The 13232-nt window shown below is 67.6% G+C and carries 12 protein-coding genes and 1 tRNA gene; 10 read left to right on the top strand and 3 right to left on the bottom strand.

Annotated elements, in window-relative coordinates; translation table 11 throughout:
- Positions 1–14: 14 nt before the first annotated feature.
- On the bottom strand, positions 15–1322 hold the full coding sequence (locus E2F49_RS06760; RefSeq protein ID WP_165971134.1) for an MFS transporter: 1308 nt from the start codon (positions 1320–1322) through the stop codon (positions 15–17).
- 26 nt (positions 1323–1348) lie between these two features.
- Entirely contained in the window at positions 1349–3469 is a 2121-nt protein-coding gene (locus tag E2F49_RS06755; protein WP_133393102.1) for a TonB-dependent siderophore receptor, read from the bottom strand.
- 371 nt (positions 3470–3840) lie between these two features.
- Here E2F49_RS06755 and thrS point away from each other — a divergent pair, with 371 nt between their 5' ends.
- The 9 genes from thrS (at position 3841) to E2F49_RS06710 (ending at position 11728) form a co-directional block, all read left to right on the top strand.
- Positions 3841–5748: a threonine--tRNA ligase gene (thrS, locus tag E2F49_RS06750; RefSeq protein WP_133393101.1), complete on the top strand. Its 1908-nt coding sequence runs from the start codon at positions 3841–3843 to the stop codon at positions 5746–5748.
- Positions 5749–5830: 82 nt separating this feature from the next.
- A complete protein-coding gene (infC, locus tag E2F49_RS06745) occupies positions 5831–6364 on the top strand; it encodes a translation initiation factor IF-3 (RefSeq protein ID WP_208004839.1) in 534 nt (177 codons plus the stop codon).
- A gap of 345 nt (positions 6365–6709) precedes the next feature.
- The gene (rpmI, locus tag E2F49_RS06740) at positions 6710–6907 is read left to right on the top strand and encodes a 50S ribosomal protein L35 (RefSeq protein ID WP_055249161.1); all 198 of its coding nucleotides are present in this window, start codon (positions 6710–6712) and stop codon (positions 6905–6907) included.
- Positions 6908–6920: 13 nt separating this feature from the next.
- Complete coding sequence (gene rplT / locus E2F49_RS06735; RefSeq protein WP_055249159.1) at positions 6921–7280, top strand: 50S ribosomal protein L20; 360 nt, start codon at positions 6921–6923, stop codon at positions 7278–7280.
- Positions 7281–7427: 147 nt separating this feature from the next.
- The gene (pheS, locus tag E2F49_RS06730) at positions 7428–8423 is read left to right on the top strand and encodes a phenylalanine--tRNA ligase subunit alpha (protein ID WP_133393099.1); all 996 of its coding nucleotides are present in this window, start codon (positions 7428–7430) and stop codon (positions 8421–8423) included.
- A 124-nt stretch (positions 8424–8547) separates the two neighbouring features.
- The gene (pheT, locus tag E2F49_RS06725) at positions 8548–10923 is read left to right on the top strand and encodes a phenylalanine--tRNA ligase subunit beta (protein ID WP_133393098.1); all 2376 of its coding nucleotides are present in this window, start codon (positions 8548–8550) and stop codon (positions 10921–10923) included.
- 21 nt (positions 10924–10944) lie between these two features.
- Positions 10945–11256 carry an integration host factor subunit alpha gene (locus E2F49_RS06720; RefSeq protein WP_133393097.1) on the top strand — a complete coding sequence of 104 codons (312 nt, stop codon included), beginning with the start codon at positions 10945–10947 and terminating at the stop codon, positions 11254–11256.
- Complete coding sequence (locus E2F49_RS06715; RefSeq protein ID WP_096209477.1) at positions 11249–11605, top strand: MerR family transcriptional regulator; 357 nt, start codon at positions 11249–11251, stop codon at positions 11603–11605. Before E2F49_RS06720 ends, E2F49_RS06715 begins: the two co-directional genes overlap by 8 nt.
- 46 nt (positions 11606–11651) lie before the next feature.
- Positions 11652–11728 (top strand) — tRNA-Pro (locus tag E2F49_RS06710).
- A gap of 60 nt (positions 11729–11788) precedes the next feature.
- Here the strand turns inward: E2F49_RS06710 and E2F49_RS16325 are convergent.
- Entirely contained in the window at positions 11789–11956 is a 168-nt protein-coding gene (locus tag E2F49_RS16325; RefSeq protein ID WP_165971133.1) for a hypothetical protein, read from the bottom strand.
- 162 nt (positions 11957–12118) lie between these two features.
- On the opposite strand from E2F49_RS16325, the gene E2F49_RS06705 reads away from it, so the two are divergent.
- Entirely contained in the window at positions 12119–13201 is a 1083-nt protein-coding gene (locus E2F49_RS06705; RefSeq protein WP_243713484.1) for a TraB/GumN family protein, read from the top strand.
- Positions 13202–13232 lie beyond the last annotated feature (31 nt).

Here is a 13232-nt window from a genome sequence, read left to right as displayed (position 1 = left end):
GACGAGCGCGCGGCTCAGCTGGCGTGCGTCGGCGCATCCGGGCGCAGACACCACAGCGCCGTGCACACCAGGGTCAGCGCCATCGGCGGCACGGCCGCCAGCGCGATCGCCGACAGCAGGTCGTCGGCCAGCAGGAACTGCGAAATGCCACCTGCCAGCAACGGTCCCACCGCGCAGAACGCGGCGATCAGGAAGCTGTAGGCGGCGAAAGCACGCGCGCGCAGGGCCACCGGGGCGAGATCCTGCAGCATGGTCGGGATCAGTGCGTTGGCGATGCAGGTCGTCAGCAGGAAGGCACCGGTCATGGCCAGGGCCGCGGACGTCGTCGGCGCGAATGCGAGCAGGGCCGCGCACGGCACCGCCAGCGCCGTAGCCGCGCCCATCAGCGCCGGACGCGCGCGCAGGCCCAGGCGCCCGCGCAGCGTGCGATCGACGATCCACGCCACCGGCAGACTGAGCATCGTGCCGGCGAACGTGAGAATGCCGAGCGTATGGCCGACGCCGCCCAGATCGGCCGCATAGCGGCGTTCGAGCGCCATCGCGATCATCGGCACCAGGGCCTGCACCGCGATCGCGATGCCGCCCGCGGCGCCGACGAATAGCAGCATCTGACGCAGGTGTGCGCGCACGAACCCGGGCAGCGACGCCGCCCCGGACGCCGCGCTGACGGAGGTCTGGCGCGGCGGATCCAGCGTCAGGGCGCCCAGCGCCAGCAGCGGCAGACCGCCCAGCGCCAGCAACGCCATCGTGCGTCGCCAGGGTTCGAGATGGCCGAGCCAGCCGACGCCTTCGAGACCGCCCATCAGGGCCAGCAGATCGCCGCCGAGATAGAAGCCCGCGCTGGCGCCGAGCGCCATCAGCGCCGCGAAGGACAGATTGGCGGCCACGCGCATGCGTTCGCCGACGAGGTCGGGGATCAGCGAATACACGATCGGAATCATCGCGAACTCGGTGATGCCGGCGGCGGCGCGGCCGGCGAAGAACCACGCGAAGTTCGGTGCCAGCGCCCCGAGCAGGGTCAACAGCGTCCACGCCGCGATCAGCGCCAGCAGGATGCGCTTGCGCGAGTGCCGGTCGGCCAGTCGTGCCAGCGGAATCGCCAGCGCGCTCGCGATGAGGATGCCGGCGATGCCGTGCAGGGCGCCCATCACCGCGTCGCCGACGTCGAAGGTCGCGCGGATCGCGGGCGAGAGGATCGACTGCAGCCCGCGGTCGCTCATCTGCACGCCGCAGGTCAGGCCGAGGAACAGCACCGTCGCGATACCGGCCCGCGACGTGTCGGTCACGGGCCGATCGGTGGTCATCGCGATCGCGTTCTGCATGCGGGCCGATCCCATCGTCGCAATGCTTACCAGGTGTAGCGCGCGCTGGCGGTTACGGTGCGCGGGTAGCCGTAGTAGCACCACGCGGCCGAATTGCAGGTACTCACGTACTGCTTGTCGCCCAGGTTCTGCACGTTGAGCTGGTAGCGCCAGTTGCTGACGTCGTAGTGCGCGGACGCGTCGAACAGGGTGTGCGACGGTGCTTCCCATGCATTGCCCACGTCGCCGTAGTGTTCGCCGACGTAGCGCACGCCCGCGCCGAACCCGAGCCCGCGCAGCGCGCCATCGGTGAAGGTGTAATCGCCGCCGACCGACGCGCTGTGGCGCGGTTGAAGCGGGATCCGGTTGCCCAGCGTCGCGGCATCGGTGGTCTTCGTCAGTTCGGTGTCGATCAACGCGTAGGCGCCGTAGAGGCTGACGTTGCGCGCGACATTCCAGCGGCCTTCCAGCTCGAGACCGCGCGAGGTGTACTGGCCCTGCTGGATCGAAAAGCCGGTGTTCTCCGGGTCGATCACCGAGACGTTGTTCTGGCGGATCTCGTAGGCCGCCGCGGTCAGCAACAGATCGCCGTCGACGGGCTGGTATTTCACGCCCACCTCGACCTGCTCGCCGGTCGTGGGTTCGAACGCACGACCGCCGCGCGCCGGGGCTTCGGTGCCGCCGACCACTTCGAACGACTGGCCCCAGCTGGCATACGGCGCCAGGCCGTTGTCGAACAGGTAGGTCAGGCCGACGCGACCGGAAAACCGGTCGTCGCTCTGGTGCGCGCCGTTGGTGTCGGTGCCCACGAAATCCTGGCGTCCGCCCAGCGTCAGCAGCCACCTGCCGGCCTTGATCTGGTCCTGCAGATACAGGCCGGTCTGCGCGGTCCGCTGCAGCGTCTCACCGGTGAACACCGGAACGACGTTCGGCAGCGAACCGTAGACCGGATTGAACGCGTCCAGTCCCGGTACCGCGTCGTCGGCGGTGAAGCCACCGAAGCCGTAACGGTAGTCGCTGGTCAGGCGGCGGTAGTCGAGGCCGGCGAGCACCGTGTGCTCGACGCGGTCGCCGAAGCGCCACTGAAGGTTGTTGTCGATGCCGAAGGTCTTCGCGTTCTCGCGGATCGACCAGGTATAGCGGTACAGCGTGCGGTCGCTGCCGGCCTGGAAGCCGTTCGGCAACACCATCACCGTCGGGTCGACCTTCGAATCCTCATAGCGCACGTTCTGCTGGAACCGCGTGCCGTCGCCGAAGTCATGGCTGAAGTCGTAGCCGATCGCGGCGACGGTCTTCACGTAGTCGTTGGTGTTCGGTTCGCCCGTGTAGAGGCTCGGGCTGATCTGGCCGTTCGGATTCGGCAGCAGCGTGCCGACCGCCGGCAGGAAGCCGGCGCCGTTCTTGGTGTCGGCCTTCTGCCAGCGCGCCAGCAGGGTCAGCGTGTTGGCCTCGTCCAGCGTCCAGGTCAACGACGGCGCGAAGTAGTAGCGGTCGTCGTGGATGGTGTCGACGAAGTTGTCGCTGTTGCGGGCCAGGCCGGTCAGGCGATAGCGCAGGGTGCCGCCGTCGCCGAGCGCGCCGCCGATGTCGAACGCGGCCTGGCGCATGCGGTCGGTGCCGACCTGCACCTCGACCTCGTTGGCCATGTCCTCGGTCGGGCGCTTGGTCACGTAATTGACCAGACCGCCCGGCGGCATCGCGCCGTAGTTGACCGAGGCCGGGCCCTTGAGCACTTCGATGCGCGCCATGCCATAGGGCTCGATGCGCGTCTGGCCGGTCCAGGTGCCAGTCGGCAGGGCCAGACCGTCGAGATAGCGCGCCGGCTGGAAGCCGCGCACCAGCAACCATTCGCTGCGCGTGTCCATGCCGTAGACGCCGCCCTGGGCGCCGGCCACGTACCACATGGCTTCGTCGACGGCGTGCAGCCCGCGATCCTGCAGGTCGCGCGCGGTGACGATCGAGATCGACTGCGGCACTTCGATCAGCGGCGTGTCCGTTTTGGTCGCGGTGCCGGTGTTCTTCGGAATCGGCGCGGTGACCTGCACCGTATCGAGCGTCGTGGCGTCCTGCGCGGCGGCGACGCCCGCGGCAGACAGCACGGACAGGGCGAGGGCGGCGCGGATCGCGACGCTGACTGGACAGAGGGCTGCGCGGAACTGGACGGACATCGGGTCTGGAGTCTCGAAGGGGCGGGTTGCGGAGCTGCGCTGATCGATCACCGGTCCGCGGCACAGGCGCGAACCGTTCGCGGTAGTGCAATGCGAATCATTGTCATTCTGTGCCTGTTACAGGCGCTTCGCAATCCCGCGTCCGTCCCGCCGCGCCCGTGTTCTGCGTTACCATCGCCGTCCGTCATCCTGCAGACAGGTGGCCCGCGGCAACGCCGGCCGAGCGTGCGACATGAGCACTACCACCGCCCAGCGCTGAACGCCTCGAGGCCTCCTGCACCAGGCGCCTTCGCGGCGCCTTTTTCTTGGCCGCCACGCGGCCTGTGGACCGGATTCCGGTCCAACTCCCGACATCCCAGATACCGGTCCCCATGATCACGATCACGCTTCCCGACGGCAGCCGCCGCGAGTTCGACCATCCCGTCTCGGTGATGGACGTTGCCCAGTCCATCGGCCCCGGCCTGGCCAAGGCTACCGTTGCCGGCAAGGTCGACGGCCGCCAGGTCGACGCCTCCGACCTCATCGACCAGGACGCACGCCTGCAGATCCTGACCCCGAAGGACGCCGAGGGCGTGGAGATCATCCGCCACTCCTGCGCGCACCTCGTCGGCCACGCGGTCAAGCAGCTGTACCCGGATGCCAAGATGGTCATCGGGCCGGTGATCGACGACGGCTTCTACTACGACATCTACTCCGAGCGCCCGTTCACGCCCGACGACATGGCCGCGATCGAAAAGCGCATGGCCGAGCTGATCGACACCGAGTACGACGTCATCAAGAAGATGACGCCGCGCGCGGAGGTCATCGAGACGTTCAAGGCCCGCGGCGAGGACTACAAGCTGCGCCTGATCGAGGACATGCCTGACGACATCACGCAGATGGGTCTGTACCACCACCAGGAATACGTCGACATGTGCCGCGGCCCGCACGTGCCGAACACACGGTTCCTGAAGGCGTTCAAGCTCACGCGCATCTCCGGCGCGTACTGGCGTGGCGATTCGAAGAACGAGCAGCTGCAGCGCATCTACGGCACCGCCTGGGCGGACGCCAAGCAGCTCAAGGCCTACATCCAGCGCATCGAGGAAGCCGAGAAGCGCGACCACCGCCGCATCGGCAAGGCCCAGGAGCTCTTCCACCTGCAGGAAGAGGGGCCGGGCCTGGTGTTCTGGCATCCCAAGGGCTGGGCGATCTGGCAGGTGGTCGAGCAGTACATGCGCCGCGTCTACGTCAACAGCGGCTACGGCGAGGTGCGCTGTCCGCAGATCCTCGACGTCGCGCTGTGGAAGCAGTCCGGCCACTGGGACAACTACAAGGAGAACATGTTCTTCACCGAGTCCGAGAAGCGGACCTATGCGGTGAAGCCCATGAACTGCCCGGGCCACGTGCAGGTGTTCAACCAGGGCCTGCACAGCTATCGCGATCTGCCGATCCGCTACGGCGAGTTCGGCAGCTGCCACCGCAACGAGCCCTCCGGCGCGTTGCACGGCATCCTGCGCGTGCGCGGCTTCACCCAGGACGACGGCCACATCTTCTGCACGCCCGACCAGGTGGAAGGCGAAGTGCGCGATTTCCACGCGCAGGCGCTGAAGGTCTATGCCGACTTCGGTTTCGACGACATCCAGATCAAGATCGCGCTGCGCCCCGAATCGCGCCTCGGCGACGACGCCACCTGGGACCGCGCCGAGGATGCGCTGCGCAGCGCGCTGCGTTCGGCTGGCGTGGAGTGGCAGGAGCTGCCGGGCGAGGGCGCATTCTACGGCCCGAAGATCGAGTACCACCTCAAGGACGCGATCGGTCGCACCTGGCAGCTGGGCACGATGCAGGTCGACTTCATGATGCCCGGTCGCCTGGGCGCCGAGTACGTCGACGAGCACAGCCAGAAGCAGCATCCGGTGATGCTGCACCGGGCGATCGTCGGCTCGATGGAGCGCTTCATCGGCATCCTGATCGAGCATCACGCCGGCCAGTTCCCCAGCTGGCTGGCCCCGGTGCAGGCCGTGGTGATGAACATCACCGACGCCCAGGCCGACTTCGTCGATGAAGTCCGGAAATCCCTTGCAAATCAAGGTGTCCGGGTCGAGGCCGATTTGCGGAACGAAAAGATCGGCTATAAGATCCGCGAGCACACGCTGCAGCGCGTGCCGTATCTGCTCGTGGCGGGAGACCGCGAGAAGGAGAACGGCATGGTCGCCGTACGCACGCGGACCGGGGAAGACCTGGGCACGATGTCGGTCGAGGACTTCGCCGCCCGCCTGCGCAGCGAGCACGTTCCAGCATGATTCCTTCACCGGCGCGGCGCCATGATGGCCCGCACCGGACGGCCCGCCGGCCCTGACGCCGGCGGCATGTTCCATTTCGGAGATTTCGAGTATTAGCACCCAGGACAAGCAGAACCGGCGTAACAGTGAGATCCGCGTGCCGCGGGTCCGTGTCATCGGATCGGACGGCGAGATGATCGGCGTCCTGTCGCGGGACGACGCCCTGCGCGCCGCCGAAGACGAGGGTCTGGACCTCGTCGAGATCCAGCCGAACGCCGATCCGCCGGTCTGCAAGATCATGGACTTCGGCAAGTTCAAGTTCGAAGCCCAGAAGAAGGCCAACGAGGCCAAGAAGAAGACCAAGCAGCAGGAAATCAAGGAACTCAAGTTCCGGCCGGTCACCGACGAGGGCGACTACCAGATCAAGCTGCGCAACATGCGACGGTTCCTCGAGGAAGGCGACAAGGTCAAGGTCAACATCCGCTTCCGTGGCCGCGAGATGAGCCATCAGGAGCTGGGCCGCGAGATGGCGTCGCGCATCGAGGCCGACCTGGGCGAAGACATCGTCATCGAGTCGCGCCCGCGCCTGGAAGGCCGGCAGATGGTGATGATGATCGCGCCGAAGAAGAAGACCTGACGGGCGTCCTTCGGGGCCGCTGTCGGTCGAAAGAGGCGTGGCGAAAGCCGCGCCTTTTTCATGTCCGGGCCGCGGTGTCCATGTCGGACCGCCTGATCGGGGCGCGGCCTGCGGGCAGCCTTGGCATACGCGCACTGCCGCGGCAGGGCAAACCGATGATTTGCAAGCGCAATCGCCGCGCGGCATAATGCGCGGCTCCCGGTTCGCCGGGTGGCACCACCAATCCAGGACCGGCCTGGATCCCGTTCGGGGTCACAGGCTCAAACATTGGCATGGGCAGGAATGGAAAGCGTGGCGAAAGCCACCGCCCGGCCAGTAAAAACGCATCCTACAAGGACTCTCGCAATGCCCAAGATCAAGACGCACCGGGGCGCCGCCAAGCGGTTCCGGAAGACCGCGTCCGGCAAGTACAAGGCCGGCCACGCAAACCGCAGCCACATCCTCACGAAGAAGGCCACCAAGCGGAAGCGCAACCTTCGTCAGACGAACCACATCCCGGCGTGCGACTCCGGTCGTCTCGACCGCATGCTGCCGTATCTCTGAGGAGGACTGACCCATGGCACGAGTCAAGCGTGGCGTCCAAGCACGTCGCCGTCACAAGAAGGTTCTCGGCCGCGCGAAGGGCTATTACAACGCCCGTCGCAAGGTCTTCCGCGTTGCCAAGCAGGCCGTCATCAAGGCCCAGCAGTACGCGTACATCGGTCGCAAGCAGAAGAAGCGCGATTACCGTTCGCTGTGGATCACGCGTATCAACGCGGCCGCACGCATGAACGGCATCAGCTACAGCCGTTTCATGAACGGTCTGCTCAAGGCCGGCATCACGCTGGACCGCAAGGTCCTGGCCGATATCGCGGTCAACGATGCCACCGGCTTTACCGCGCTCGCCGAGAAGGCGAAGGGCGCGCTGGCGGCCTGAGGCCGTCGTCTCCACCGTAAAGCGGTACTGCCGCCGGATCCGTCCGGCGGTCACGTGGGGAAGGGCGCAAGTCCTTCCCCATCGTTGTTTCTGGCGCCGGGAATTTCCCGCGCCGCATTCCCCCATCACCGACGGGCCAGCAGTGCGATGAGCGAAATCGACTCCCTTTCGAACCAGGCGCTTGCCGATATCGATGCGGCCACCACGCCCGAGGCGCTGGAGACGCTGCGCGTCGCACTGCTCGGCAAGAGCGGCAGCATCACCGCGCAGCTCAAGGCGCTCGGTGCGCTGCCGGGCGACCAGCGCAAGGCCGCGGGCGAGGCGATCAACCGTGCACGCGATGCGATCGGCAGCGCGCTGTCGACGCGCAAGGTCGCGCTCGAAGATGCCGCGCTCGACGCGAAGCTGGCCTCGCAGACCATCGACGTGACCCTGCCGGGCCGCGACGGCGCGCGCGGTGGCGTGCATCCGATCAGCCGCACGCTAGAGCGTATCGCCGACATCTTCGGACGCCTGGGTTACGAGCTCGCCGACGGTCCCGAGATCGAGGACGACTGGCACAACTTCGAGGCGCTGAACTTTCCGCCGCACCATCCCGCGCGCGCGATGCACGACACGTTCTACTTCGGCGACGGCCGCCTGCTGCGCACGCACACCTCCGGCGTGCAGGTGCGCTACATGGGCGAACACGCACCACCGCTGCGCATGATCGCGGCCGGCAAGGTCTACCGCTCCGACAGCGACCAGACGCATTCGCCGATGTTCCACCAGGTCGAAGGTCTGCTGGTCGACGAACACGCGACCTTCGCCGATCTCAAGGGCACGCTGAGCGAATTCGTCCGCGCGTTCTTCGAGCGCGATTTCGAAATGCGCTTCCGTCCGAGCTACTTCCCGTTCGTCGAGCCGGGCGCCGAGGTCGACATCGCCTGGCAGCAGGCCGACGGCAGCACGCGCTGGCTGGAAGTGCTGGGCTGCGGCATGGTCCACCCGAACGTGCTCAAGGCGGTCGGCATCGACCCCGAGCGCTACACCGGTTTCGCGTTCGGCCTCGGTGTCGAGCGCTTCGCGATGCTGCGCTACGGCGTGGACGATCTGCGCGCGTTCTTCGACAACGATGTGCGCTTCCTAAGGCAGTTCGCCTGAGGCACCGTGATTGGTGATTCGTGATTGGTGATTCGGAAAAGCGGGTCACGCGCATGGTCACCGGTTGCGGAAACGCTGCTTTGTCGAATCACGAATCACCCATCACGAATTACGGAATTTCACAATGAAATTCAGCGAAAACTGGCTGCGCCAGCACGTCAAGACCGATGCGAGCCGCGAAGAACTGGCCGCGACGCTGACCGCGATCGGCCTCGAGGTCGAGGAGATCACGCCGCTGGGCACTTCGCTGGAAGGCGTCGTCGTCGCGCGCATCGTCTCGGCCGAGAAGCATCCCGAAGCCGATCGCCTGCAGGTCTGTCAGGTCGACGCTGGCGGCACGACGCTGCAGATCGTGTGCGGCGCGCCGAATGTGCGGCCGGGCCTGGTCGCGCCACTGGCGACGATCGGCACGCAGGTCGGTGACCTGACGATCAAGGCCGCGAAGCTGCGTAGCGTCGAGTCGAACGGCATGCTCTGCTCGGCAAGGGAACTCGGCATCGATGCCGATGCGTCCGGTCTGCTGGAACTGCCGGACGACGCGCCGGTCGGCACGCCGTTGGCCGACTATCTCGGCCTGCCGGACGCGACCATCGAACTGAAGCTCACGCCCAACCGCGCCGATTGCTTCGGCATCCGCGGCATCGCCTTCGACGTGGCCGCGGCCTGCGGCAGCGAAGTCGCACCGCTCGATGCGCCGGCCGTGTCGCCCACCTCGGACGCATCCCTGCAGGTCGTGCTCGACGCAGGTGCGGACGCGCCGCGTTATCTCGGTCGCGTGATCGAAGGTGTCGACGCGACGCGTCCGACGCCCGTCTGGATGGCCGAGCGTCTGCGCCGCAGCGGCATCCGTCCGGTCAGCTTCCTCGTCGACGTCACCCAGTACGTGATGCTCGAACTCGGCCAGCCGATGCATGCCTTCGATCGCGACCTGTTGACGGGCCCGGTCGGCGTGCGCCGCGCGCGCAAGGGCGAGGCGCTCAAGCTGCTCGACGGTCGCGACGCGACGCTGGACGAACAGTTCCTCGCGATCACAGACGCGGACCGCGTCGTCGCGCTGGCCGGCGTCATGGGCGGCTTCGACACGCGCGTGACCGACGGCACCCGCAACGTGTTTCTCGAATCGGCGCACTTCGCGCCGGATGCGATCATCGGCCGCAGCCGCAAGCTGGGCCTGCATACCGATGCCGCGCACCGGTTCGAGCGCGGTGTGGATCCCGAACTGCCGCGCACCGCGATCGAGTACGCGACGCGCCTCATCCTCGATGTCGCCGGCGGCACTGCTGGTCCGGTGACCGCGGCCGAACTCGACGCGCACATCGCCACCCCGCGCACCATCGCCCTGCGCCGCGCGCGCCTGGCACGCGTGCTGGGCCTGACCGTCGAAGATGCCGAAGTCGAACGCATCCTGCGTGCGCTGGGTCTGGACGTCGTGGCCGACGACGCCGGCTGGCAGGTCACCGCGCCGACGCGCCGCTTCGATCTGGCGATCGAGGAGGACCTGATCGAAGAGGTCGTGCGCATCCACGGTTACGACCGCGTGCCGACCACGCTGCCGGGCGGCGCCACGCGCATCGCCGCGCCCAGCGAGACCCGCGTCGCCGAGGCCGAGCTGCGCCGCCAGATGGTCGCGCGCGATTGCTTGGAAACCGTCAACTTCGCCTTCGTGGATGCGTCGCTGCTCGCCGCGTGGCAGATGGCGGCCGGCAGCGTGCCGCTGGCCAATCCCCTGAGCGCCGAACTCGGCGTGATGCGCACCGCGCTGCTGCCGGGTCTGGTCTCTTCGCTCGCGCGCAACCTCGCGCGTCAGCAGGATCGCGTGCGCCTGTTCGAACTGGGTAAGGTGTTCGCGCAGGCCGAGGCCGCAGGCGCGGCGCCGGTCGAGACGCTGCAGGTCGCGGCCGCGGTTGCCGGCGATGCCGGTGCCGAGCAGTGGGGCGATGCGTCGCGCCCGGTGGACTACTTCGATCTGAAGGGCGATCTCGAGGCGCTTGCCGCCGTCGCGGGTGCGCAGCTCTCGTTTGCGCGCTCGACTGCGCCGCATGGCCATCCGGGCCGCTCGGCCGACGTGCTGCGCGACGGGCGTCGTGTCGGCTGGATCGGCGAACTGCATCCGCGCCTGCTACGCGCCTTGGACATCGACGTGCCCGTCGTCGCCTTCGAACTCGAAGCCGCGGCATTGCAGGCACGTCCGCTGCCGCGCGTGACCGGCCTGTCGAAGTTCCCGTCGGTGCGTCGCGATCTCGCCATCGTTGCGCCCGAATCGGTCGACTGGGCCGCGCTCGAGGCGACGGTTCGTGCATCCGCGGGACCGCTGCTGGCCGACGTCCGCCTGTTCGACCGTTACGCCGGGCAGGGGGTCGAAACGGGGTTCAGGAGTCTCGCCATGGGCTTGATTCTGCAGGAAAGTTCACGCACTCTGACCGACCGCGATGTCGATGCCGTCGTCGCGGATGTGGTGGCCGCGCTGGCGCGCCAGCACGACGCGAAGATCCGGGGCTGAGCCTCACAGGGGGGTGGTGGCGTGGCACTGACGAAGGCGGACATGGCCGAGAAGCTCTACGAGGAAGTGGGCTTGAACAAGCGCGAGGCGAAGGAATTCGTCGACGCCTTCTTCGACGTGCTGCGCGATGCGCTGCAGCAGGGCCGCCAGGTCAAGCTGTCGGGCTTCGGCAATTTCGACCTGCGCCGCAAGAACGAGCGCCCGGGCCGCAATCCCAAGACCGGCGAGGAGATTCCGATCTCCGCGCGCACGGTCGTGACCTTCCGTCCGGGGCAGAAGCTCAAGGAACGCGTCGAGGCGTACACCGGCTCGGTGGGCGCGCTCCATGCTTGACCCGGGCAGCAACCGCGAACTGCCGCCGATTCCGGCGAAGCGCTACTTCACGATCGGTGAAGTCAGCGAGCTGTGCGACGTCAAGCCGCACGTCCTGCGTTACTGGGAGACCGAGTTTCCGAGTCTCGAGCCGGTCAAGCGCCGCGGCAACCGTCGCTACTACCAGCGCCACGACGTGCTGATGGTCCGCCAGATCCGCGGCCTGCTGTACGAGCAGGGTTACACGATCGGCGGCGCGCGCCTGCGGCTCGAAGGCGAGGGCGCCAAGCAGGAGTCCGCACTGAGCAACCAGATCGTGCGCCAGGTGCGCATGGAACTCGAGGACGTGCTGCAACTGCTCAAGCGTTGATCGGGCATGGGCGAAACGCCCGCTTCCCGGTATAATTTCCGGATTCCGGGGTATAGCGCAGCCTGGTAGCGCACTTGTCTGGGGGACAAGTGGTCGTCGGTTCAAATCCGGCTACCCCGACCATCTTCAACGAACGGCCCGCGTGCGAACGCGGGCCGTTTCGTGTGTGCGTTGCAGAACGTGTCAGCGCGTGTCGAGCGCCTCGCGGCCCGCGTCGCTGAGGTCGATGTCGCCGTCTTCGGCAAGCACGGCCAGGCCGGCATCGACCGCCCACTTGGTCTCGGCCTCGCTGATCGGCGTCGTGCTGTCGATGTCCTGCAGGATCCGGCGCTGGTCGTCGGTGAGCGTCATGGTGGTTCCGGTATCGGGGAGGGGCCGTCACCGTATCGACCGGTGCGTGGGCGGACTGTCGCGCGTGGCTGAACACGACGCTGCTGCCGTGCCGACCGGCATGCGCACGTGCCTGCCACGCTTTGTATGCTCGGCCTTCATCTCCTTGAACGGATGTCGCTGATGGACAAGCGGTTCGGCGTGTGCGGCGTGGTGCTGGCCTTCGCACTGGTGGTCCCGTTGGCATACGCGCAGACGGCGGACTTAGTGCCGTCCGCTACCTCGGAGGTGCGTGATCTCGACACGGTGGTCGTGACCGGCGTACAGCCCGGGCCCGGGCTGTGGCGCGCGCGGCGCACGGACGGCCACACGCTCTACATCCTCGGCACGCAGTCGCCGCTGCCGGCCGGCATGACCTGGAAGGCGGATGAGGTGCGCGAAGTGCTGGCGCGTGCCGGCGCCGTGCTCGGACCGCCGGGCGTGCAGATGGGGGCGGACATCGGGTTGTTCGGCAGGCTCACGCTGGCGCCTTCCGCATTCCGTGCGATGCGCAATCCGGATGGCGCGACGCTCGACGAACTGCTGCCGCCGGATCTCTACCAGCGCTGGGCCTCGCTCAAGCAGCGCTACGTCGGTCGCGATCGCGGCATGGAGCGCAAGCGTCCCTTCATCGCGGTCTACCAGCTCTATCGCGCGGCCCTGGAGAAGAACGGGCTGGCCGAAGGCGGCATCGTCGGCCCGGTGATTCAAGACGCGCTCAAGGCGCGCGGGATGGAGGTCACGCCGACGGTAGTGTCGATCAAGGTCGATGACCCGCGCGGCGCGCTGCGCACGTTCCGGCAGGAAACCCTGAAGCCCGAAGACCTGGACTGCGTGCGCGGCACGCTCGACATCATCGAACGCGATCTGCCGCGCGTGGCGGCGCGCGCTAACGCCTGGGCCGTGGGCGACATCGCCGCGCTACGCGCGATGGACGACGCGCAGGCACAGGTGATGGCCTGCCTGTCTGCGTGGACGGCGAGTACGACCGCGCGCGAACTGGGTCTGCGCGATATCCAGGTGAGAGTGGGCGAGACCTGGCTCGCGGCCGTGGACAAGGCCATGGCCGAGCACGACACCGTGTTCGCCTCGGTGTCCGTCGATGCACTGCTCAAGCCGGACGGACATCTGGACAGTCTGCGCCGGCGCGGCTACACCGTGCTCGCGCCCGACGAAGCGGACATGGTCGAAGACGGCACCGACCCGCAGGACGACGGCACGCCGTGACCCGGGAGTGCCGCGGGCCATGGGCCCGCGG

It is taken from the genome of Luteimonas terrae (assembly GCF_004358165.1).
In the GTDB taxonomy this organism is placed as follows: domain Bacteria; phylum Pseudomonadota; class Gammaproteobacteria; order Xanthomonadales; family Xanthomonadaceae; genus Luteimonas; species Luteimonas terrae.
The sequence above is the reverse complement of the archived record's forward strand: the minus strand, read 5'-3'. Positions and strand labels throughout refer to the sequence as shown.